The 25848-nt window shown below is 40.2% G+C and carries 11 protein-coding genes; 1 reads left to right on the top strand and 10 read right to left on the bottom strand.

Features of this window, described 5'->3' with window-relative positions:
• Window positions 1–84: 84 nt before the first annotated feature.
• The 6 genes from G4P69_RS39375 to G4P69_RS21580 all read right to left on the bottom strand — a co-directional run bounded on the left by G4P69_RS39375 (window position 85) and on the right by G4P69_RS21580 (window position 9439).
• Window positions 85–528: a phycobilisome rod-core linker polypeptide gene (locus G4P69_RS39375; protein ID WP_390692790.1), complete on the bottom strand. Its 444-nt coding sequence runs from the start codon at window positions 526–528 to the stop codon at window positions 85–87.
• 153 nt (window positions 529–681) lie between these two features.
• Window positions 682–1170 carry a phycocyanin subunit alpha gene (gene cpcA, locus G4P69_RS21600; protein ID WP_208351054.1) on the bottom strand — a complete coding sequence of 163 codons (489 nt, stop codon included), beginning with the start codon at window positions 1168–1170 and terminating at the stop codon, window positions 682–684.
• 89 nt (window positions 1171–1259) lie between these two features.
• Window positions 1260–1778: a phycocyanin subunit beta gene (locus tag G4P69_RS21595; RefSeq protein ID WP_208344580.1), complete on the bottom strand. Its 519-nt coding sequence runs from the start codon at window positions 1776–1778 to the stop codon at window positions 1260–1262.
• Window positions 1779–2275: 497 nt separating this feature from the next.
• Window positions 2276–3205 (bottom strand): cobalamin-binding protein, encoded by a 930-nt coding sequence (locus G4P69_RS21590; protein WP_208344579.1) that lies wholly within the window; start codon window positions 3203–3205, stop codon window positions 2276–2278.
• Window positions 3206–3377: 172 nt separating this feature from the next.
• Window positions 3378–8768, bottom strand: coding sequence for a trifunctional serine/threonine-protein kinase/ATP-binding protein/sensor histidine kinase (locus G4P69_RS21585; RefSeq protein ID WP_208351052.1), 5391 nt, complete (start codon window positions 8766–8768; stop codon window positions 3378–3380).
• A 179-nt stretch (window positions 8769–8947) separates the two neighbouring features.
• Window positions 8948–9439 carry a GNAT family N-acetyltransferase gene (locus tag G4P69_RS21580; protein WP_208344577.1) on the bottom strand — a complete coding sequence of 164 codons (492 nt, stop codon included), beginning with the start codon at window positions 9437–9439 and terminating at the stop codon, window positions 8948–8950.
• Window positions 9440–10590: 1151 nt separating this feature from the next.
• On the opposite strand from G4P69_RS21580, the gene G4P69_RS21575 reads away from it, so the two are divergent.
• Window positions 10591–11295, top strand: a complete 705-nt coding sequence (locus tag G4P69_RS21575) for a class I SAM-dependent methyltransferase (RefSeq protein WP_243903007.1) — start codon at window positions 10591–10593, stop codon at window positions 11293–11295.
• Between the two features lie 122 nt (window positions 11296–11417).
• Here G4P69_RS21575 and G4P69_RS21570 read toward each other — a convergent pair whose 3' ends face one another.
• The 4 genes from G4P69_RS21570 to G4P69_RS21555 all read right to left on the bottom strand — a co-directional run bounded on the left by G4P69_RS21570 (window position 11418) and on the right by G4P69_RS21555 (window position 25817).
• Entirely contained in the window at window positions 11418–15731 is a 4314-nt protein-coding gene (locus tag G4P69_RS21570; protein WP_208351049.1) for a type I polyketide synthase, read from the bottom strand.
• Between the two features lie 16 nt (window positions 15732–15747).
• Window positions 15748–16722, bottom strand: coding sequence for a class I SAM-dependent methyltransferase (locus tag G4P69_RS21565; protein WP_208351046.1), 975 nt, complete (start codon window positions 16720–16722; stop codon window positions 15748–15750).
• A gap of 266 nt (window positions 16723–16988) precedes the next feature.
• Window positions 16989–17831, bottom strand: coding sequence for a class I SAM-dependent methyltransferase (locus tag G4P69_RS21560; protein ID WP_208351044.1), 843 nt, complete (start codon window positions 17829–17831; stop codon window positions 16989–16991).
• A gap of 15 nt (window positions 17832–17846) precedes the next feature.
• Window positions 17847–25817 carry a non-ribosomal peptide synthetase gene (locus tag G4P69_RS21555; protein ID WP_208351042.1) on the bottom strand — a complete coding sequence of 2657 codons (7971 nt, stop codon included), beginning with the start codon at window positions 25815–25817 and terminating at the stop codon, window positions 17847–17849.
• Window positions 25818–25848: the final 31 nt, after the last annotated feature.

The raw sequence follows: 25848 nt of genomic DNA, 5'->3' as shown, positions 1-25848 counted from the left end.
GACGAACTGTGAAGAACTGGATGTGATAAGATGCACTTTAGCAAGATCCTAGCCTTGAGCGCGATTTGATTGGAACAACTCCGATCACTCGTTTAACCCCCGATAGTAGGGTACAATGTTTTCACCAAAGTTATCTCTATACTCTTGGGAGTCAATGTAGGAATTTATTTCGGCTTCATAACCTTGGGAGTTGTAGAGATCGACATGGTAAGCAATCTCCGATTCATCGTTAGGCGCGCGCCCTAATAAGTGCTTATAATTTAGCTCAATAAATCGATTTTGTGAATTTCTATAGAAAAACTTATCTCGATATAACTCCGACTGAGCGAGCGCTAGTACAAAACCTCGTACAGTGATTTGCCCTTGACGTAGTAGAGATTCCGCGCTGGTGAGACGCTGTGAATCGAGGACATACTCATTACCAAAAACTTGACGATAGGCTGAGCGAATAACGATTTCTACATCTTCGTCTATCCTATCGCTGCGTAGTTCCACGCGTAACGAGTCTTCAAAACCTTTAGTTACCATATTCTTCCCTCCCTTATTGTTTGCAAATTCGAAAATTTTTTTGCAACTTTTTATTAAGAAACATGAAAACTAAACTGCCCGAAGAGGTAAGCAACTCTCACTACTTAATCCAGTCACAAGAGCTGATTCCCTCTCCGGGCTAAAATTAACTCTCTAGCTTAGAGTATTGATCGCGTAATCGATGTAAGAATTAGCTTCAACAGCTGGATCACCGCTTAAACCGTGGTTAGCTTTGATGTACTTGAGTGCTTCAACGTACCAGCTATTAGACAATTCAAAAGTGCGGTTGATTTCAGCCAAGCCGGAAATCAAATAATCGTCCATTGGACCTGTACCACCAACAACCAAGCAGTAGGTGATCATCCGTAGGTAGTAGCCGACGTCCCGTACACACTTTGCTTTACCAGTGCTGGTAGAAGCATAGTTGGGTCCTTGCATTTGGGTGGTGTATGGGAATTTTTGGTAAACCGCATTAGCTGCACCATCTGCCAAGCGTTGAGCATTAGCAGTTAAAGATTTTGCAGCTTCTAGGCTAGCGGATGCCTGACGGAAGCGACCAAAGGCAGTCTGAACTTCTGTGCTGGAGAGAAAACGACCTTGAGAATCTGCAGCAGCAACTGCTTCGGTTAGGGGGGTTTTCATTGGTTTGGTATCTCCCTTTTTACAAATTTTTGGTTGATATTTGTTTTGCTTAGCTGACGGTTGTCAGTTGATCGTAGTAACTTTCAGGCTTATGCTACTGCTCCAGCAGCACGGTCAAAGTAGCTAGCTACTTCAGCTGCGATAGCGCTGCAATCGCCTCTGGTGATTCCGTTGGGATCGTTAACGATGGCAAGAGCTGCGTCTTTCATCTTTTGAACGCCAGTTGCTACGGAAGCACCGGGGGTTCCTAGCGCCAAGTAGGTTTCGCGCAGACCGTTTAAGCAGCGATCATCAAGAACGCTTGCGTCACCAGTGAAGATAGCGTAGGTAACGTAGCGCAGGATGATTTCCATATCGCGTAGGCAAGCAGCCATACGACGGTTGGTGTAAGCATTACCACCAGGAGCGATTAGCTGGGGTTGTTCAGCAAACAACTCACGTGCAGCGTTAGCAACGATTGTGGAAGCGTTGCTTGTAATGCGGTTAACGGTATCCATACGCTTGTTGCCTTCTTTGACCATGTTGGTCAAAGCATCTAGCTGGGCGCCGCTGAGATATTCGCCGCGTGCATCAGCTTGGGATACTACTTTTGCAAATGCATCTAACATCGATTAAATCTCCTAACTTGCTTGCTTAAGAATCGTTTCGACTCAAAACTGAAGGGTTCAGTTTTTTGATGTCAGACTGCCTGAGCAGTTGGGAAAGGTTTAAAACAGACATCGGTATAAGTCTAAGCTTTCCTGGCTTCCAGATTAAAACTTTTGTTACAAAACTTTATCTGATTCTTAGAAACCCGAAAATCTCGTTAATACAGGACTTTGTGTACCTCACTCTGTTGTTTTTCCCTTCCAAATTATTTTTATACTATGTCGGGGTCTTTTGTTTTATTACAAATTATTATTTTGTGTTGTTATATATTTTGCAAAAATTAAGGTTGGTGTCTCCAATTTTATGATATGCAAACAAAAGCCTGCTCAAGCAGGCTCATTTTAAAGACTAGTTTTGCAGTTAAAAAGCACTTAAATGTTGTAAAAACAACATTTAAATTAAGTAATAATACTTATTTTTTATTCTGACTCCTGACTCCTGACTCCTGAATTCTTCTTTACAAAACCTCCCAAGCTTCTCCCTTGTAACCATATTGGAAAATTTCTGGATGGAGAATATCTGCCAAAATTTCTACTGACTCTACTAACCGAGGCCCAGGACGATTAAAGTAGGAATTGCCATCTGTTATGTAAACTCTGCCACTTTGATGAGCATGAAGTTTTTGCCATTCTGGAAGATGAATTAACTTTTGAGCCTCTTGGCGCGTCCTATTTAAATCGAAGCCGCAGGGCATAAAAATCATCACATCCGGATTGGTTGCTAGTAATGTTTCCCACTTTAAAGTTACAGAAGGTTGACCTGTCGAGCCAAATAATGGATTTCCTCCTGCCAGAGAGACTAATTCTGGAATCCAGTTTGCAGCAACCATTATTGGATCAGTCCACTCAATAGAGACAACTGTAGGTATATGTTCTGTTTTCGAGAGTCCTTGTGTTTTCTGGTTGACAATTTTGACACGCGCTTCTAAGTTTTCTAAGAGATTTTGCGAGTTTACTTTGAAAATATTAGCAACTCGCTCAACATCAGCCCAGACATCTTGAAGAACGTTAGGTTGTAAAGAAATAATTTGCGGTGAGCTATTGGTAAGGCTGTTAACTGCATTTTCTACTTCTTGTAAACTAATAGCACAGACGTCACACTGATCTTGAGTAACAATATGAGTAGGCTGTAATTCTTCTAAAACATCAGTTTTGATTTGATAGATACTGAGAGCGGATTGCACCAAGTTTTGAACTTTGTCGTGAATTTCATCACTGGGAGCATTAGTGTTTATACGTGCTTGGGTACAAATTGGACGGTCTAGAATTGTTGGGGGATAGTCACATTCGTGCGATCGCCCAACAATTGCATCTGCCAAACCCAAAGCCGCTAAAATCTCCGTTCCACTGGGTATCAAAGAGACGATTCTCAAGCTACTATCTGTCATTGCTCCATCTCCATAACAGCCACTACAAGTTTAATGTATGCAAACTTCAATAATTGATTTATCTTTCTATAGGTTTAGTTTATAGATATGATTGGGCAGATTTTATCCTAGTCAAGATAGAACTAATAAGACTGACATAAAAATTAAAATTAAAAATTGGGATACTCGCACTTCATCCATAAACAGGTAAGATAATCTCAAATTCTGTCCCTTGTCCTACTTGAGAAACAACGTTAATTTCTCCGTTATGACTTGAAATAATAGAATAAGCTATCGCCAGTCCTAACCCCTTTCCTTTTCCTACAGGTTTTGTTGTGAAGAAAGGATCAAATATTTGTTTTTGTATTTCCTCGGGAATTCCAACTCCATTATCGATAATACGAATGCTTACACTAGGAGTTAAAGAGTTAATTAATCCAGTAATAATTCTAATGCTACGAGTTGATTTGTCTACTTCATCTAAAGCATCAATAGCGTTATTTAAAATCATCATGATTACTTGATTTATTTGTTTTGCATGACAAATCACTCGTGGAAGATCAGCATAGTCTTTGATAATTTGAATTTTACTAAGTCGGTGTTGTAGAATCAAGAGCGTATTTTCAATACCTTCATGGATATTTACAGCTTTGAGATCTGCTTCATCTAGACGGGCAAACTTTCGTAGAGATAAGACAATATCGTGAATACGCTGGCTACCTTGCTCCATTGAATTCAAAAGATTTGGGAGGTCTCTTATAACGTAATCCAAATCAGTAAACTGCAGATAAGTTTGAATTGTGTTTGTTTCTTCCGGGTATTCCTGTTGATAGACACTAATGCAATCTAATAAGCATTGGAAATGCTCTTTAAGATAACTAATATTACCGTAAACAAAACTAATTGGGTTATTAATTTCATGAGCAATACCAGCAACCATTTGACCTAAACTTGACATTTTCTCAGATTGAATTAATTGTGCTTGAGTTTCTCGTAATTCTCGAAGAGTCTGGGACAATTGCTGATTTTTTTTATGGAGTTCTTGGGTACGATGCTCTACTTTTTGCTCCAGAGTATTGTAGAGTAGGGCGTTTTCTAGAGAAATTGCTGCTTGGGTAGTTAATAGCTGTAATACAGCTAGGCGATCGCCTACAAATGCACCGATTGTTACCTTATTTTCCAAGTACAAAATACCCAATAGCTGTCCTTGATTGCTAATAGGCATACACAGAATGCTCTTAGGTTGATGCTGATGTATATATTCCCCAATTAAATTAGATAAATCGGTTGTGGAATCATCAATTACAACTGTTTCCAGAGTGTTTTTTACGTACTGGATTAAGTTGATTGGAAGCTCAGGATGATTATCTAGAGGTTCTGTTTGCAATATAGTACCTTCTAGATTGGTAATTGCCCGTACTTGCCATGAGTCATTTTGAAATAAAATTAAAACACATCGATCAGCTCCGGCATTTTCTAAAATAATCTCAGTTAAGATCTTGATCAGCTCATTTAACTCAATTGCAGTTGAGATTGCTTGGGAGGCTTTAAAAACAGCCTCAAAGTCCAAAATGGAAGTGCTAGTACTAGAAGAACTTGAGATATAAGTTGATGAATCAACACAAGTACTACAAGTCACATTCTTATTAGCTATTTTCTGCTGCAAAATAACCCGTAAAAGTTCTGGATAGCGTTGTTCTAAGTCTTCTACTTTGGTTTTCGCTCCCCAACGAGCATAAGAGTAATAAGCTTCTTCCATGTATGCCTGGGCAAGTTTTTCTTTACGCCAGTCGAGGTAGAATTTAGCTGTTAGCTCATTGCCAAGAGCAGCTTCTTGAATATAGCCATTTTCTTTAGCTCCAGAAATAGCACAATCATAAAATTCAATTGCTGCTATTTTTTCTCCTAAAACCCGGTTTTTTTCTGCCTCGACTAACTGAAAGCGATGTAGATTGTTCATAGGAGCATAATTTGCCCACTGTTGCATGATGTCCTGATTTTCTGCTACCTTTTGTAAAATCCTCTGTTGTTCTTCAGTTGATGACTGAGGGAACAAAGCGAGTTGCAGTAACGAATCATAAAAGTTCATGACTGGTACATTGGCTAAAGCATATCCTGCATGGGAATATTGTTTTGCTTTAACAGCATATTCCGCTCCCAAATCCAGTTTTTGAAACAGATAACAAAGCATTAATTTATTGACAAAGAAATGCCATAAAAAAGTGCCATCATGAGTTTGCTTCTGGAACTCCAGCATTGAGGTTTCATCGTCGGTTGTATTACCTAATTCCCAAGGGTTGGTTTTCGACTCAATTAAATTCAAGACTACTTGGTAATAAACACTATTGTCGTTGAGTGCAGTTTTATGGTTAATTTTTTTTAGTACTGCCCTATAAATCGCAAATTCATCAGCTAGTTTGGATAATTCTTGACTAGTAAGGTAGGCATACAAGCAATAAATGTGAGCAGCATAACCAGCATAAGACAAATCACCAGTCTCTAGCCCAATAGTATAGGCTTGTAGTAATGGCTTGAGAGTTGCTGTTAAAGGTTCTTTCCAATGGATGATAAAAAGATGAACGATAGCGATGACTAATGCTTGATACTGCCGATCTTGAAACTTGGACAGCAGTTGCAAGGCTAACTTACCGAATTCATAACCTGTTGGGATGCTGTTAACTTGACCACAAAGCATGAGTCCGTAACCTGCGTAAGCCAGAGCGGAAGCAGGAGTATTTCCATATTTTATAGAAAGAAAAACTTTTTTTAGCACTACCAGGCGATGGAGTTTAGGTTTTCCCAGATACGCAGGAGTTGTTACTTTCAATAAAACACGCAAAGCTGCACGCAATTCAGGATTCTGCATTTCTGGTAAATCAATTAATTCAGCAATTGTTTTGCCACTCAAGATAGCTTGAGTCTCTTGCAAAGCGAGAACAAAATCTTCATCGGTAGGTTCTTTTGGAAACTCAATGCCAATAGAGTGCAAAAATTGCATTGCTGTATCAATAGCTACTAGTAATTTTCCTTGGGTTGTGTAAGTTTCAATTTTGACCTCATACATTTTGGCTGTATCTATTACAGCTTTTGCATTTCGCAAAATCTCCTGAGCAAAGTCTTCCATTCTGTCAAGTTTGCCACATAGATAGCTTGCTTCAGTTGCTTCGTTATACAAGGCAATTGTTAGATCGTAATCATATTCCCAAGGGTTCGACGGTAATAAATGGATACCTATGTTAAGATAAGTAAGGGCTGAACTATAGGCGGTTGAGGCTTTTGCCTTCTTTCCAGCAATGAGATTTAAGCGCGCGAGTTCATAACGTTCTCTAGGTTGATGGAATTGTTCAATCCCAATATTTAGCTGATTAGCGATCGCAAAAATCTGATTCTCGAGTTCAGCTTCAGGAGTATTTTGCCAGAGCAAGCGCCCAATTGTGACATGAGTTGTCTGCTTGTGTTCTTCGGGAATGAGTGAGTAAGCTGCTTGTTGGACGCGATCGTGGAGAAATTTATATTCTACGGAATGAGTAATTTCCTGAGCAGTCGCTTGGTTTTCCTGATTGACATAAAACTTATAAATTTCACTTTGTGGTACAATTAAGCCTTCTTGTAATGCTTGCCACAATGCAACAGCAGCTTCAGCTTGGGATTGTTTACTAACAATTGCCAGGGTATGCAAATCAAACTGATTACCAATACAAGCTGCTAGTTTTAGAACTTCCTGTGTTACTGGTGTCAGTTTCTGCAACTGTTGCGCCATAAATTCTACAATATCATCTGTCAGCACCAGTTGCTTTATTTGGGCAATATCACACTGCCAATGCCGCACTTCCAAGTTAAAATGAATATAATTATCCTCGTACAGTGTCTTGAGAAACTGGGTAGTGAAGAAAGGATTCCCTTTAGTTTTTTGATACAGCAGTTGCACTAATGGCTGTGCTAGTTCTAGTTGGCAATGGAGGGTATCTGCTACCAAATGGTTGAGACTGACTTCACTCAACGGACTGAGTAAGATTTTGTGAACGTTTTTCCCTGCATTAGCTATCTCATCTAATGTCAACATTAAGGGATGTCCCGGAAAAACTTCGTTATCACGGTACGCCCCAATTATTAATAGGTAGCCCTTGTACGACTGATTAATAAGCAGTTGCATGAGCTTCAAAGAAGCTGAATCTGCCCACTGTAAATCATCCAAAAATATGACTAACGGATGCTCCTGTGTAGTGAAAATTTGAATGAATTTCTCAAATAAGAGATTAAAGCGGTTTTGCGCCGCTATTCCAGATAGTTCTATAGGTTCTGGCTGAGAACCAATTATTCGTTCTAATTCTGGGATAACTTGAATAATAACTTGGGCATTTTCACCTAAAGCCCTTAAGATTTTATCTCGCCATTCTTGTAATTTAGTATCGTTTTCACTCAATAATTGCCCCATCAAATCGCGGAATGCTTGTACAAAGGCAGAAAAAGGAATATAGCGATTAAATTGATCATATTTCCCTTTGATAAAATAACCAGACTGCTTAACAATTGGTTTATGAACTTCGTTAACTACAGCAGTTTTACCAATACCAGAAAAACCTGCAACTAACATTAATTCAGTGTGTCCTTGTGCAACGCGTTCAAAGACTGCTAATAGTTGGGTTACCTCTGCTTCTCTACCGTATAATTTCTCTGGAATGACAAAGCGATCGCTCACATCCCTTTGTCTAATATCAAAAGCTTCTATTATCCCTTTTGTCTCTAATTGATTGAGACAAATTTCTAAATCATATTTCAGCCCTGATGCACTCTGATAACGGTGTTCAGCATTCTTTGCCATTAATTTCATGACTATATCTGACAAAGTTGTGGGCATTTCTGGATTTAACTCTTGTAAGATTGGGGGTTTTTGGGCAATATGACCATGAATTATCTCCATTGCTTCCTTTGCCTCAAATGGCAACTTTCCAGTCAGTAATTCATAAAAACTTACTCCTAACGAATAAAAGTCACTACGGTAATCTATCCCTCGATTCATACGACCAGTTTGTTCTGGTGAAATGTAAGCTAATGTGCCTTCTAATATATTAGGATTTATTAATGTTTGTATTTCTTTGGGTAGTAGAGATGCAATACTAAAGTCTATTAGTTTAATCTCTTTTGTTGCGGGATTAATTAAAATATTGCTAGGCTTAATATCTTTATGAATAATGTGATTGCGGTATAGTATCTCTAGGGCATCGCATAAAGCGATCGCAATGGGTAAAAATTCTTTTAGGAGAGACACGATACATCCCCTATCTACACCCACAAAATAATTCTTTAGGGAAATTCCTCCAAAATCTTCCATTACTAAGCCATAGCCGTTTTGGTAGGCTTCTAGGCTATAGGTTTGAATGATGAGGGGTGAGCGGAGATTTTTGGTAATGGTATACTGATTCCGAAATTGCACCAGTTCCCTAAAACTGGGATAAGGGCTCTTTAGTAGCTTAATCACTACAGCTAATGAGTCATCCTCTCGATACCCTCTGTAAACAAGGGTTCTGAAGCCATTGTAGAGTTGTTCACATACTTGATACCCGGCAATATTCACTGGACTCATTGTTTTACCACTAAATCTTTAAATCGTATTTATCTTAATTATTCCCAAACCAGTGATAAAATTCTCTCCTAGTACACTGCGGCGTGAACAAGCTCTCAACCCTAAATCAATGGCATGCTTGCTGGGCAAGAATTACAAGTTCGTTACACTCCTATTGTATCAATATTTTTTTAATGTAATTAATTCTCTGGCAGTTCCCCATGTCCGTAGTTACCCGTTCCCTCTTTGTCATCGTTCTTTAACTTTTTTATCATTCTCACATGGCGAATACCTGCTTCTTCAAAGATTTCTCCCTGTTCCTGAAAACCTAACTTTTCATGTAAACTTTTAATATACTCCTGAGCATGAAGCTCGACTTGTGAAATATCTCTGTCTGCTATAATTTTTAAAGCTTTTTCCATAATTTGTTTACCTATATTATGTCCTCTTGCTATAGGTAAAACAGCCAGCCTTTCTATCTTCGCTGTCTTATCGTTTAAATATCTAATTCTAGCAGTACCGATGTATTCGCTACTTGTACAAGCAATCAACTGCTGGCAAATTTCATCTAAGCCATCAAAATCTGACGCTGGATCTACACCTTGTTCTTTCTGGAAAACAGATTCTCTGATTATGCGAATTGCTCTTAATTCTTCAGGTGAAGTAGCGATCTTAATAACTACATTATCCATTAAATTTCCCTCAATACAAGGAGATTGCACACAGTAAAAACAATTCAAAATTCAAAATTTAAAATTCAAAATTACAATCAGTGGGGGCTTGAAACCCGTCACCTAGAAGCACCACTGATTTTTTAAATCAGTGGGGGCAAGGAAGCAGAATTAATTAATTCAAAATTTTTTTCTTTTTGAATTTTGAATTTTGCATTCAAAAAATAGTTGATTTTCTCTTAGGTAGTTTCGGAAAAATCAGTTGATTTTTGAACGATACGTAGGGTGGGCAGTGCCTACCAAAATTCTTCAGGGGTTAAACGAGTGATCGGAGTTGTTCCAATCAAATCGCGCTCAAGGCTAGGATCTTGCTAAAGTGCATCTTATCACATCCAGTTCTTCACAGTTCGTCGTTCTGTGGATTCAATATTTGTGTTGAGGGCGGTAACTCAGATCTTGCACCTTTAAATATAAATACTGAATTAACGCCACAAAAGTATCAAAAATTGAACCATAAAACATTCGTTTCCATTCCTCTTCCAGAGGAATTTAGCTCTTAGACAGGGATTTATAATCCCTGGCTGATTTAAATGCAGTCACACAATCAGTATCGTCGCGGCAGCATTTATATTTATCATTTTATTGGTGCAAGATATGAGGTAATCAATACTGCGTAGGTTAAGAGCCGGGAAATATATTTCCCGGCTCAAAGCCCAAACCCATTTTAATGGATTAAAAGATTACCCATTGAGCTAAAAGCTCAATGCCAGCTAAAGCACCCGAACTTTAGTTCAAGGAGAATTTTCAGGCAAAACCTACGCAATATCGGGGCGGTAAGCTTCGGTTATAAAGACAGCCAGAGAACCGTTAATCTATTTGTTTAAGAAATAAAAATTTTAGGTGAGACATTTTGATTGAGTCTCAATAAAAATGAACACATTAGAACTTAAAGATGTTCTAGATAACTTCGTTTTTAACGGTTTTACAATGTTAAAAAATATTTCGATATAGCATCAATCTAAGTTTAAAATTAAGGTTATAAATATCAAATGTCATGTATAATAAACTGGTTGAATAAACAACCACACTACTTGAGTTCAAGACACGCTTTGTAACCTATGGTCAATCTCGAATCTGCTAGCAAATTTGATAGTTTTATTCTTCCTCCTGTGATGAGGGAGTTATTTGATCAAACAGGGTTTTTCAATTTTGGCTATTGGCTCTCAGATACTAAAAGTGCAAGAGAAGCTAGCGAAAATTTAATGGAAAAGCTTTTAGCATTTATTCCTGAAAAAAAGGGAACAATCCTTGATGTAGCTTGTGGTTTGGGAGGAACTACTAATTATCTCTTGAAGTATTACTCCCCGCTTGATATTGTGGGAATCAATATTTCCGCAAAACAATTAGAAAAATGCAGAGATAATGCACCAGGCTGTAAATTTATTGCCATGGATGCTGCCCAAATGGAGTTTGAAGATAATTCTTTTGACAACATTATTTGCGTTGAAGCAGCTTTTCACTTTTATACAAGGGAAAATTTTCTACAAGAGGCTTGGCGTGTACTAAAGCCTGGAGGTTATTTAGTTCTGTCCGACATTATTTTTCCAAATATGGAGGCACCAAATGATTGGATGATACCTAGCCAAAACGATGTTAAAGATATTGACGAATATAAGGCTCTCTATCTAAAGGCAGGATTTGAGGAAGTAGAACTTTTAGACTCGACACATCAGTCTTGGATAGAATTCCATCGACATGTGAAAACTTGGAATTTGCAAAATTATCCGGATCAAGTCACTGAGAGTCACGTCCAAGAACTAGATGAAAGGCTAAATTGGGGAGTACTTTATCCTTTGGTTTCAGCAAGAAAGATATAGAGCCTTCAATTTGATATCTTGCACCTGCATTAGTTTTGTAAACCATTCAGAAAATTAAACCAGAATACAAAAAAGTGGTAGGAATGAAAATGAAACACCTACCACTTAAAATTTTTATTCTTCTATTCTCGTGACAACAAATTTTCGAGTAGCTCGCTGACTTTATCTTCAGATAGAAGTTGGACTTTCAAAGATATTTCTTCCTCATTTGTGTCTGTAAATTTAGGAATACTTTGGCTAGCCTTGTTCTGAAGTTTATTGTTTGTAATTGTATTCACTAGTTTAGCTATAGTGGAGTTATCAAAAACTATATCCGGTGTTATAGCTATCCCCAGAGTTTCACGGATCCGTGATACAACTTGAACAATATGTAAAGAATCCCCATTGAGTTCAAAAAAGTCATCATTGACGCCCACAAGATCAATGCCTAATACTTCCTGCCAGATCTGTGCCACAACTTGCTCCAAATAATTGGAGGGAGGTGTGTACACGCCGTTGACATCTTGTCTTAGTTGTTGTGACGGACTGTCTGTTTGTAAACTGTTTATTTGCTGCAAAGATTGTAACTTTACCCATTGCTCAATTCGGGTTTGTAAATCACCAGTAGAAATAGCGATCTGTGGGGTATTGGGTACTGAAAGGATTCGATCAAAAACTTTCACACCTTCTTGGGTACTGAGGGCATATTGGGTACTCGCCCATTTATTTTTCTGATCTTGTGTGAGGGACATTTCCCATCCGTCCCAATTCACACTGCACCATGAAGCGGAATTTTGGTTGTTTTTGTGAGCAAAGGCATCCAGAAATTGGTTAGCAGCAGCATAAGCTGCAAATCGAACCCCACCTAGTATCCCAGCAAGGGAAGACATGAGTAAATAAAAATCTATTGGCTCATTTTCTAACAGTTTCTTTAAAACTTGTACGCCATAAACTTTAGGTTGAAATTGTTGTTCAGACTTGTTATGGTCTGTTTCATAGATGGCACTAAAACATTCTTGCTTAACATTGGCTGCACAGTGAATCACTCCATGAATTGCACCATAAACTTGTTTAGCTGTGTCAATAACGACTCGCATTTGCTCCTCGCTAGAAACATCTGCCTGGAAAATTTCTACTTGTGCGCCCGCTGCTTCTATTTCTTGGAATCGGGCTATCAAACGAGCAATGTCATTATCTTTAGCATGTTCGTCTAGCCATTCTTGCCATTGGGAACTTTTTGGGAAAGCTCTGGAACTGACTATCAGGAGTTTTGCTTGATAATTACTAGCCAAAAATTCGCTCAGTACCATCCCCATGTTTCCTAATCCGCCAGTTATTAGGTATACACCACCTTTTCTTAATTGCGTGGTATTATTCGTGACTTCAAGTTTGACATTTTCAAAGTTTTGAATAAGGCGATAAGCACCACGATAAGCAATTCTTGGCTCGGTTGTTGAGGCTTTCAGTTCTAAAAGCAAGCGTTCTGCCAGCTCGGAAAATGTTCGTAAAGCCTTCTTTTGGGAAGGAAAGCAAATATCTATAGCCTGAGTGCGAATATTAAGGTATTCTTGGGGAATCACTAGGCACGCCCCTAGTAGGGTACTCTTTTCTGGGCACACAGTATCAGTGCTTTCAACCGCTTGTGTCTCAGTTGCGATCGCTAAAATTTTGATCGGGCTAGTGATTTTGTATTTGTCAAGAGCCTGTGTCAGATAAAGCAGGCTGTAAAATCCTATTTCCTGAGCTTTTTCAAAGCATTCTCTGTCCGAATCCCCATCCAAAGAGCTAATAGGATCTACATTCCAGCAATGTAAAATGGCGTCAAATATACCAACTTGTTTGGTAAGCTCCCCAATCAAAATTTCATAATCTTTACTCTTACTGGGATTAATGGTATATTCACCATCTCTATCTTTAGAAAATTCCTGACCTTTGCGAATGGTAAAGATAGTACTTCCTTCTTTTTCCAATCGTGTTGCCAGCGCTTCCCCCAGTCCAGTGTTATCTATGAAAACCAAACACTTTTTCAAAGAACTAACTTGATCTGAACAAGTGGGTGTAAGACTTCTTTTCCAAGAAGGAACGTAGAACCAATCCGCTACGTCATTGGTTTTGCTGGATAAAGTTCCAGTAGATAGCAGTTGCGATCGCGTTGATTCAAACCAATAACTTTTGCGTTCAAATGGATAGGTGGGTAGAGGAATTCGATGTTTGTTGTTTCCTGACCAAAAAGCTGTCCAGTCTACTTCCACACCAGACAACCAGAGTTGACCCATCATAGTGTACAGCCAATCTGGCTTTTGTGATTGTGTGTGTGGAATCGTCGAGAGAACGTTTCTAGCAGAAGCGCTTTGCGGATGCTTGCTAATGATGTGACTGAGAGTCTCACCAGGACCAACTTCAATAAACAATCGATCAGACTTTTGGAATAATTGATCTAGTCGCTCAGTCAAAGGCACAGTGTTAAGAGTGGTGGCTTTTTCCTGTATTAACTTTCCTTGAGAATTAACTTGGATGAGCGCTTCTTCCAAAGAATAGACTCCCTCAAGAGTTGCAACCACATATTCACCAATGCTGTCACCGATCATGGCATCCGGTTTTACACCCCACGAGATCAGTAATTTGGCTAAAGCGTACTCAACCACAAACAGCGCTACTTGGATAAGACCAGTTTCCTCAACAAGATCTGTAGCAAGTTGTGTACGATCAGGGTATAACATATTATGTAAGTCAATACCCAAGCGATTTCGGAGGTATTCGCTACACCGATCTACTTCTTGACGATAACTGGGTTCAGTATCATAGAGATCTCTTCCCATGCTGACATACTGAGATTGACCGGGAAAAAGAAAAACTACAGATTGGGCTTTTGTAGGGCAGTGTTGGGAAAATTCTGGTTTGGAACTTAGATCTTCAAGTGCTTGTACAGCATCAAGTACATCGCGAGCGACAACAAAACAACGATGTTCAAAAATTCTGCGCCCATTTTGCAGGGTGAATGCAACGTCCTCCAGATTAATATCAGGATGCTGGCGCAAGTGTGCAGCCAAATTAACAACCGCAGTTTTGAGAGCGGTTTGAGTTCTGGCTGAGAGGAGCAGCAACTGGTAAGGTTTGAATGGTTGTTGAGTTGTTATGGCTTCAGGAGCCTCTTCTAACACCATATGGGCATTAGTTCCTCCTATTCCAAAGGAACTAACCCCAGCAATACGAGGTGAATGCTGCCATTCACTGAGCTGCGTATTCACATAAAAAGGGCTGTTTGCAAAATCTATTTGGGGATTGGGAGACTGAAAATGCAAAGTGGGGGGAATTTGTTTGTGCTTCAAAGCTAGTACAGTTTTGATCAAAGCTGCTACACCAGCCGCAGCCTTCAAATGTCCTAAGTTAGTCTTTAATGAGCTGATCGCGCAGTAGCCTGTTTTTGCAGTTCCACCTTGAAATGCATGAGTCAGCGCCTTTATTTCAATGGGATCCCCAAGAGGCGTTCCAGTACCATGTGCTTCAATGTAGGTGATGTCATCTGGCTCTACACCTGCTATACTTTGAGCAAGGGAAATTGCCTCTGCTTGACCTTCTATACTGGGGGCTGTATAACCTACTTTTTGGCTACCGTCGTTGTTGATGGCAGATCCTTTAATGACCGCATGAATAGTATCACCATCTTCAAGGGCATCTTGCAACCTTTTGACAACGACAATCCCAACCCCATTAGATGGTACAGTTCCCTTAGCACTCTGGTCAAACGCTCTACAATGTCCATCAGGTGACTCTACGGAACCTTCTTCATAAAGATAACCTTCTTTATTAGGCGCACTGATCGACACACCTCCTGCTAAAGCCATATCGCATTCATAGTTCAACAATGCCTGACAAGCAAGATGAACGGCTACCAGAGAAGTGGAACAGGCAGTTTGAACGGTAATGCTTGGTCCTTTTAGGTTACATTTGTAAGATACGTGAGAAGTTAAAAAATCGAGTGCGTTTCCAAAAAAGATGGGTACTGTTTTTGCAGCTTCTACAGGATCCTTGCTAGCGTTGAGTAAATGAGTCATGTAACTCAGTTCTGATGCTCCTGCGTACACCCCAATCCATCCTGGATAACGAAAAGGGTCATAACCTGCTATTTCGAGGGCTTGCCAAGCGCATTCAAGAAATATTCTCTGCTGCGGATCCATTGCCTCTGCTTCCCGAGGTGTATAACCAAAAAAGTCGGCATCAAATAAATCGATTCCGGCGATCGCACCTTTGGCTTTTACATAATTAGGATGACGAAATAACTCTGGATGAATACCAGATTCTGCCATCTCGTGGTCAGAGTAAAATGATACGGACTCTACACCATTTCGGAGATTTTCCCAAAAGGTTTGAACATCATCAGCGCCTGGGAAGCGTCCGACCATACCAATAATAGCAATTTCTTTATTTGTGGATACAGATTTTTGATTTTCGCTCATATTACTAATGTATATATTACTGATGTAAATTGTTGTTTCTGGAATTGATTCGTCTGATAGCTTCTTTTTGTTTTTGACTTCTAAGTTTTACATTTTCGATGACATCAGGTTCATTTTTTTCTTGCTGTAAATTTAGCGAATCAACATTTTCTTCACTTTTTTTGAAGCGGTAAATCCGATAAAAGTACTCACTTTTTCTCATACCTTCATAGAGATTAGAATTTGGAAGAGCCATGACATATTCAGACATTTCTATATCTTCTGCTAGCTCAGTATTGTCAACACAATTATCTTCTTCTGTTGTAAAGGCGTTGATTTGATACTCAGCATCTTTCTCACGGGAAAGTAAAACATTATTGGTTATATCTCTGTCTATTTCCAAAACAAACCCTATTTCTTGGATAGAATTTATACAACCCTCTAATTCTTGACTGAGAAAAATATCTGTGTAGAGAAATGAACCACCTGGTTTTAGGACTCGATAAACTTCCTGATAAAATTTCAATCGATTTGGGTAGCCATGTGATGATTCTATATTGACGACTACATTAAACTCGTCATTAGCAAAGGGAAGGTTTTCTGCGTCCCCTCGAACAAATTGGATGCGATCGCCTATCACATTTTTTCGACAATACTCTATATTAGCAGCAGTTATATCAAGACCAATTAATTGTTTTGGATTAAAAAAATGATTGAGGGTATATATAGTTCCACCTCTACCGCAGCCAACATCTAAGACTGTAGCCCCTGTCAAATCACAATCACCTATTAATTCCAAAACTAATTGAGTGGAACACTTATTCAGATAATGGTTTGGCAACTTTATCTGGGAAAAACTGGGATTTTCATCATGTTCATAACCCCAATTCATGAACATAGCATATTCAGCGTAAATAGAGGCATTTAGTCTTGTATTTAAAAATTCATAAAATCTTTGAATTCTATTTTTCAATTCCTGCGGTGCTGTCTCCGGAACGGATTTTTCTACCATCTAAACCTCCAACATATTTAAATCAAAAACGGCTTTAAAGCTTGAGAAATAAATTTTAAAGTAGTCAGGAGTCAGAATTCAGGAATCAGAATGATTATTGGTTTACAACTTCGTCCTTTGTGAACGAGATAGGATCTGAAACTTTTTTGTTAAAACACCATCCCTTTATGGGTAGTGTATTCTGACTCCTGACTCCTGAATTCTGAATTCTTTTATCTATCAAGCTTTTGAATTTACATCTACATGATTCCCAGAATATCAAAAGTTTACTCCCTCTTTTTTCTAAACCTAAAAATATTGTAAGAAAATCGACCATCTTGAATTTGTTCAAAAAATGTTGTTCCTTCTGGAGCAAGAAAGAAGTCGAAAATTTTCTTTTCTTCATTTGACATTGCTACCTCTGATTTTTGGAACCCAAAGCTTTTCATCTGGGTAGCAGCAGTTTCTTGGCGCGATAGCAAAACGTTAGATGTGATATCGCGGTTAATTTCAAGGACTAATCCACACTTTGCTAAATACTGAATACAGTCTTCAATGAGTTCTGTTTTGATGAGATCTGTATACAGGAAATAACCACCAGGTTTGAGAACTCGGCTGACATGAGAATAAAAATTAAATAAATTGGGATAGGCATTTGATGACTCTACATTGATGACTACATCAAAGGTTTCATTTTCAAACGGTAATGCCTCGGCATCTCCTTCCAAAAAACGCCTGCGTTCTGTCTCCAAATACTTTTTACAAAATGCGATAGATGCAGGAGTGATATCGATACCAGTTAAACCTTTAGGCTTAAAAAATTTATCCAGCGTTTGAATATTTCCGCCTCTACCGCAACCAACTTCCAGGATATCCCGCCCTGTTAAATCACAATCTCCTACAACTTCCAGAATTAATTTTAAGCAATTCTTGTTCAGGCAGCGTTCCGGCAGTTCGACTTTAGAAAAGTCTGGGCTGCCATCTGATACATATCCCCAATTGAGAAATGTAGAATACTCACCAAACCCAGAAGTGTTTAAATGATCGTTGATAGAATTGTAAAAAGTTTTGACTGTATCTTTAACTGGATCTGTCAATTGGGATGCTCCAACTGATTTGTTTTCCTGCATAATCTACCTATATTGCTAATTTTGTCGTGGTTTCGTTTTTGCTTCTAAAACAGCTCTTCGTTTAGATGCTCGATCTTCAATTCGATCGCGGACATTTTTTTGCGGTTCGTTTGTTGTGTCTTTGCTCAAATATTCTGCTATGGCGCTGATCGTCGGATACTGAAACATATCTACGACGGACAGTTCTTTTTTAAAGGTAGCTTTCAGCTTGGTAAATACCTGAACTAATAGTAGAGAATGTCCACCCAAGTCAAAAAAGTTATCATTGACACCCACTTTTTCAACACGCAAATACTCTTTCCAGATGTTGGCGATGGTTTGTTCAATATCGGTGGCAGGAGCTTTATACTCTTCTTTTAAATCTGGTCTAACTGCTTCTGGTGCTGGAAGCGCACGTCGGTTGACTTTACCAGTGCTATTGAGAGGGAAGGCATCCAGTACAACGAAATATGAGGGAATCATATATTGGGGCAATCGTTCGCAAACGTAATCACGTAACTGCGGCACCAACTGATGAGTCAATTTTTCTCCTATGGGGTTGTTAGCATAAGTGTGCCACTCTCTTAAGTTTTCAAAGGTGGTAGAGAAAGGTGACGCGATCGCCGTCGTTTGTCCAGCTGGGGTAAATAAAACATCAAAATATCCTTCTTTGCCCATTGTGGACCAGACAACTTGGGTTGTGTATCCCAAGTCTTCCCCCAGTTTCCAAAATTCTTCCGGATCAACACTGCTGTATTTAAGTAGCACCTCCTTGTGAGAGGAGCGAACTTCTGCGATGGTAATATTTTCCTCCATCGTATCCATTAATTCTACTATTTTGATATCCGCACTCACTCGCTTATTTGGAATTTGACGGATACAAATAGCAATTGACTCCCTTTCTAGGATTTGACGCACAGCCTGAAGATTTAATTGATCTTTTTCCCAATCCAAGCTTGAAATATCCTCGCTCTTATTGTAGGAGCCACCTACTTTTAGGATTACATCATAACGATACTTGGTAAGTTCGTTATGGTGGGAGCCGCGCTTGTGCAGAATTTGTACTTCACGAATCTCCGGGATTCGCTGCTTTAAGGCTTTAAAGAAGGTTGGATCTATGACCAATTCTTCTTCAAAACGTATTGCTCTGTCTACAACCTCTCGAAATTGCTTGATCGACAGACTATCACCTGCTGGGCAAAATTGAATTGAGGCATGGAAAGCTTTGAGTAGAGGCAGGCAACGCACGTCTCCGATAAAAATGATACCACCAGGAGCTAGGGTTTTGGCTGCTCCCTCAAGCACCTGCAACAAATAGTTAACACCCGGAAAATACTGGACAATAGAGTTTAAAATGACGGCATCATAAAATCCAGACTGAACTCCCGTGAAATTATCCGCCATTTGTTGCTGAAGTTGCACGTGCGACAGACTTTGGGAGTTAAGCTGTTGTTGCACATAGTCCAGAGCTTGTTTCGAGAAGTCAGTTCCCAAATAATCAGTACAATGGGGAGCTATCCGCAGTAGTAACAAACCCGTACCACATCCAATTTCCAGTACCCGACGCGGGTTATGGGACATGATACTGTTAACGGTATGCACCACCCATTCTCGCATAGCATCGGGAGCAATTGGTTGGGATGTGTAACTGTCGTTCCAGCCGATAATATTAAAGTCGGCTTCGTTTGTGGCCGCCGACTCATTGTAGGTTTTATCAAAAAGGGTTTGCCACTGAGAAATATGTTCTACATTGCCGACTGCGGAAATCTCTGATTCTGCTTTCAAAACTGTATAAGCTACGAGCCGCCTATCTCCAGACTCCTCACGAGGCACAACAATACTTTCTTTAACCGTTGGGTGCTGATTTAAAACAGCTTCGATCTCCCCAGTTTCAATCCGAAAACCGCGAATCTTCACTTGATAGTCAATGCGCCCTAGAAATTCAATATTCCCGTCAGGTAAGTATCGAACTAAGTCTCCGGTTTTGTAAAGCCTAGCTCCTGGTTTTGAAGCAAAGGGATTGGGCACAAATTTTTCGGCGGTTAATTCTGGCTGGTTGTAACCTCTAGCGAGACCATCTCCACCTATATATAATTCTCCTGGCACCCCTATAGGCACAGGATTCATCGCTCGATCCAAAATATATATTGTTGTTCCGGAAATAGGGCGACCAATGGGGATGGAGTTTTCATATATTTTATAGGGAACGACGGGATAACAGCTGGTGAAGGTGGTGTTTTCCGTCGGACCATAAACGTGGAGCATCCGGCAATCTTTCGCGTGGTGCACAAATTTTTGCATATGCTTGACAGACATGACTTCTCCACCTGCAAGAAGTTGTCGCAGCGATTTCAAATCTTCCAGTCGTTGTTCCACCATTAAATGGAATAGAGCTGTGGTTAAAAATATGATAGTAATGCCATGATTTTCCAGTGCCTTCCCTAGTTCTTCTAAAGATGGATTGTGGGGTGGTATAATAACGAGCTGCCCACCGTTTAGGAGACTGCCCCAAATTTCAAAGGTAGAAGCGTCAAACGTAAAGGGAGCCAGTTGCAAAAATCGGTCATCACCGCTTATATTAACGTAATTTGGGTTTTTGACCAGTCGAATCACAGCACGTTGGTTCACGCAGATCCCTTTGGGTTTGCCTGTAGAACCGGAAGTGTACATGACATATGCTAGATTTTCTGGCTTTACCCCAGAAACGGGATTTTCTTCAAAACCGCTTTCAAGCTGGGATAAATCACAACAAATTAGGGTTGCACTAGATTCGGGAAGACTAGAAAGCAAATTTTCTTGGGTTAAAATCAGAGGCGGTTGGGTGTCGTTGATGATCCCAATAAGTCGATGTTTAGGATTAGTAGGGTCTAATGGGAGATAAGCACCGCCAGCTTTGAGAATTGCCAGCACTGCTACTATCATTAATAGCGATCGCTTCATGCAGACCCCAACGAGAACATCCGGTCCGACTCCTTGGGCTTGTAGGCGATGAGCCAACCGATTTGCAAACCGATTTAACTCAGCATAAGTCAAGCTTTGCCCTACTCTGCCAGAAGCTTCACTGCGATCGTCTACAAAAACAAGTGCTACTGCATTTGGTGTTTCTCGAACCTGATTTTCAAAGATCTGGTGAATGCAAAGATTTTCGGGATAATTCGTTGGAGCTTGGTTGAAATTAACCAACAACTGTTGCCGTTCCGTCTCATTCAACAACGGGAATGTCCTAATCCCTTCATCAGCTTTGTTTGCAATTGCTTCTAATAAGCGCAGGAAATGTTCCAGCATTCTGGAGGCTGTGTCGGGGTGAAACAGTTCTGTGTTGTAAATGAACGTGCCGATTAATTCTTCTGATGTTTCCCACAAATGGCATTCTAAATCAAAGCGGGTTGTCCTAATATCAAACGCCATCGGACTGACGACAAGATTTGGGAATTCTGGCATCTTCACACTCGCATTTTGCAATGCAAAGACGACTTGTACCAGAGGGTTGCGGCTAGTATCTCTTTCTGGTTGTAGTTCTTCTACCAACCGTTCAAAAGGTAAATCCTGATAGCTATAGCTTTCTAGTGTGGTTTCCCGTACCCGCCTTAACAGTTCTCGGAATGTTGGGTTGCCTGCAAGATTGCTACGGATAACTAGGGTATTGACAAAAAATCCGATTAGCCCTTCAATTTCGGTGTGGTTGCGATTGGCAATGGGGTAGCCGACTGCGATGTCTTCCTGCCCACTATATCGGTATAGTAATACATTGAAGGCGCTCAAGAGTGTCATAAATAAAGTGCAACCCTCTTCCTTCGTCAACCGCCTTAATGCTTGAGAAGTTTGTTGGGAAATCTTGAATGTGAGAGCTTTCCCCAAAAAAGTCTGAACCGGAGGGCGGGGGCGATCGGTATACAAGCGCAAGATTGGTAAATCAGCAAGTTGCCGTTTCCAGTAAGCCAATTGGGACTGCACTACACTCTCTTGAAGCCACTGACGTTGCCAGCCTGCAAAGTCAGCATATTGAATAGCAAGTTCCGCTAAGGGAGAGGATTTTTCTTGGCTGAAAGCTTCGTATAGTGCTTCCATCTCCCGATTCAATACTCCCAAAGACCACCCATCTGAAATGATGTGGTGCATATTCAAAAACAGAACATGTTCTTCTGGTGCTAAACGAAACACAGATGCACGGATAAGCGGTCCTTGACTCAAATCAAAGGGGCAAAGTGCCGCTTCGTTAATGAGATGTTGCACCTGTGCTTTTCGTTCTTCACGGGATCCACCTGAGGGAACAACGACATTTAAATTCAGAGAAAGTTCTGTTACTATCTCTTGATAGGGCTGCCCTTGCTTTAATACAAAATGAGTACGCAGAGTTTCGTGTCGCCTGATAATTTCATTGAGAGTTTTCTCTAGTACATCGACTTTAAGTGAACCCACAAGTTGGTAAGCAGTTGGAATATTGTAACCAGGGCTGTTAGGAACCAGTTGAGCAATAAACCACAAACGTTGTTGGGCAAACGACAATAGCAGTTCCCCGCTTCTAGATATAGGTTGTAGCGCTTGATCGGGTTTTTGGTGTTTGTGTTGATACTCCTCCTCAATGCGAATAGCAAGTTCTGCAACAGTAGGAGCTTCAAACACAGCGCGTATAGGTAGTTTAATGTTCATAATGGTTTGCACCCTGGAAACAACTTGTGTCGCCAGTAAGGAATGCCCACCTAAATCAAAAAAGTTATCATATATGCCTACAGCTTCGCGTTTCAGAACTTGGCTCCATACCCCAACCAATATCTCTTCTATGGGTGTACGTGGCTGCCCACTATCATCTGTCTTCAATTCTACTGATTCCGGATCGGGCAACGCTTGCCGATCCAATTTGCCATTAGGCGTTATTGGTAGAGCTTCTATTGACACAAAGGCAGCGGGAAGTAGATGTGCAGGAAGCTGACGGCGCAAATAACTACGTAGATCCTCGGCTTTCCCTCCCACAAAATATGCTACCAAGAATTTCTCGTTCCCTTCCCTTTCGCGCACCACCACGGCTGCTTCTTGAACATCTGGATGCTGGCGTAAGATCGCTTCCACCTCATCAGGTTCTACACGAAAACCACGGATTTTTACCTGTTTGTCAAGTCGCCCTAGAATCTCAATATTGCCTTCCGGTAGATACCTTGCTAAATCTCCTGTGCGGTAAAGTCTCGCCCCTGGTTCGCTGCCAAACGGATTGGGAATAAATGTGGCAGCTGTCATATCAGCACGATTGAGATAACCCCTAGCCAAGCCATAACCGCCAATGTATAGTTCCCCAGCTACCCCCAGTGGTACTGGTTGCAAATTGCTATCTAAAATGTAGCAAACGACACCAGAAAGTGGACGCCCAATGGGAATGCTTAACGCATCTTGCGATACTTCTCCCACCTTGTAAAAAGTAGCAAAGGTGGTTGTTTCTGTCGGTCCGTAACCGTTCAGTAAATGTTGTGGTGAACCTTCTACCAGAAGTTGTCGCACTCTCTGAGGATTGGCAATTTCTCCCCCAAAAATTAAGCATCTAAGAGATTTTAAAGCGAATGGTGCTTCTTTTACCATCTGGTTAAAGACAGAGACTGTCAACCACATAACGCTGATTTTATACTCAGCAATGGTAGTTGCTAAATCGACCGGTGACAGCACGACATCCGTTGGAACTCCCACAACACAAGCACCATTAAGCAATGCTCCCCAAATCTCGAAAGTTACTGCATCAAAAGAAACATTAGAAAGGTGAGCTACTCTGTCTTGTGCTTCTAGCTGTATCTCGTTCTTTCCTAAAACTAAGTTGGTGACACTACGATGACAAACGCCAATGCCTTTAGGTTTACCAGTAGAACCAGAAGTGTAGTTGACATAAGCTAAATTTTCTGGGTCAATGACTATAACTGGGTTATGCTTACTTTCGTGTTCAATATCTTCCCATAGTTGATCTAAACAGATGCGCTGAAGCGAGCAATTGGGTAACTTCTCAACCAGAGCTTGTTTTGTCAGCAGTATAGGTATCTGTGTATCTTCTATCATTAACCCCAATCTCTCTTGTGGGTAACTTGGATCTAAAGGGACATAGACACCACCTGCTTTAAGAATCGCTAAAATTGCTACGATAAAATCAATCGAGCGATCCAAACAAATGCCAACGAACTCTTCTGAAACAACACCCTGCTTTTTCAGATAATGTGCTAGCTGGTTAGCTTTTTCATTTAATTGTTGGTAGGTAAATTCTTCATTGCCGAAAACTGCTGCTACCGCTTTTGGAGTGCTTTCTGCCCTTGCTTCAAAGATTCGGTGAATGACTTCTGGGTAACCTTGAGGGTGAGGTTTTGTCCAAACCGTTAATAGTTGCTTCTGCTCTGCTTTTGTTAATAGAGGCAAATTAGCAATTTTTTGTTCGGGGTTAGTCGCTATTGCCTTTAGCAGGTTGAGGTAATGCAGCAACATTCGCCCTACTGTAGGCGCTTCAAATAAATCTTTATTGTAATTTACTATAATATTTAATCCACCAGTTTCTTGAGACCAGCTATAGCCCTCTAAAGCTGCTTCTTCTACTAGGACTTTTGAAACATCATAAGTATTTTTACTATATAAAAATATATTACTACCTTTCTCTGTGCTATCCCAGATATGTAATTCTAGGTCATATCTGGTATTTTCCCGGTCATATTCTATAGGTGAAATTGTTAGATCCGGCAGATGAAAGGGTTTGTGAGGAATAGTTTGAAAAGCGTAACTCACCTGAACTAGAGGGTTACGACTCAAATCTCTTTCTGGGTTTAATTCTTCGACTAGTCTTTCAAAGGGAACATCCTGATGATCATAAGCTTCGAGTGTGGTTTGATGCGCTTGCCTTATCAGTTCTCGGAAGCTGGGATTGCCGCTTAAATAAGCACGTAAAACCAATGTATTGACAAAAAAGCCAATTAGCCCTTCGAGTTCAGAACGATTGCGGTTGGCAATAGGGGACGCAACAACAATATCTTCAATCTGTGTATAGCGGTAGAGTAACGTCTGAAATCCAGCCAGCATGACTGTAGACAAAGAGGTATTTTCCGCTCGAGCCAAAGACTGCAAATCTTGCACCAGTTTTTGGGAAATCGCAATCGAGACCATTCCACCGTGAAACGATTGAAGAGGGGGACGGGGACGATCTGTTGGCAGCGATAGGTTTACAATTCCTGCTAGTTGTTTTTTCCAGTAGGCAAGTTGTGCTTTTAAACCCTCTTGTTGCAACCAGTTGTGTTGCCATACGGCAAAATCTGCATACTGAATGGGCAGAGCGGGTAGAACAGCAGCTCTTTTGTTGACGAAGGCTTCATACAAAATACTCATCTCTTGTACAAAGAGTTGCAAAGACCAACCATCAGTAATAATATGATGCATATTTAACAGCAGCACATACTCTTCAGGCTGACAGTGCAGCAGTGCAGATCGCAAAAGTGGACCAAATTCAAGAGAAAAAGGTCGTTGGCATTCCTCCTGAATGTAACGCAAGATTTCAGCCTCTCGCTGTGATTCGGGAAGATGTTGTAAATCCAACACAGGCATCTCTAAGTACGATGTTGGCGCGATCGCTTGAGTCGGTTCTCCATCAACAATCTTAAAGTTTGTGCGTAAAATTTCATGCCGTTTTACAATTTCTTTAAGACTTTGCTCAAGGGCATCTACGTTTAACGAACCTTTGAGGCGGAATGCTCCTGAAACATTGTAAGCTAAACTATTCGGTATAAATTGCTCTAAAAACCAAAGACGGTGTTGGGCAGAAGAAAGCGGTAGAAATTTATTACGTGCTACAGGCTTTATAGACGTTAGATAAGAGTTTTTTACCTCTCTAGCTTTCTCTAAAAAAGCAATGATTTCTTGCTTTCTTTCTCTCAACTCGATATAAAGTTCACCCGTCAAGCTGTCCTGTGGTGCACGGTAATTGAGTTTGCCATCTCCTAAGGAAATTTCAATACCTAAGCTGCGAAGATTTGTCAAAAATTCAGCAATTGGTGTCATGAGATTTTAGATCAATGTAAATATTTTGGTT

The sequence above is a fragment of the Aetokthonos hydrillicola CCALA 1050 genome (genome assembly GCF_017591665.1).
Classification (GTDB): Bacteria; Cyanobacteriota; Cyanobacteriia; order Cyanobacteriales; family Nostocaceae; genus Aetokthonos; species Aetokthonos hydrillicola.
Note: the sequence above shows the minus strand (reverse complement) of the source record. Positions and strands in the feature narration are given on the sequence as shown.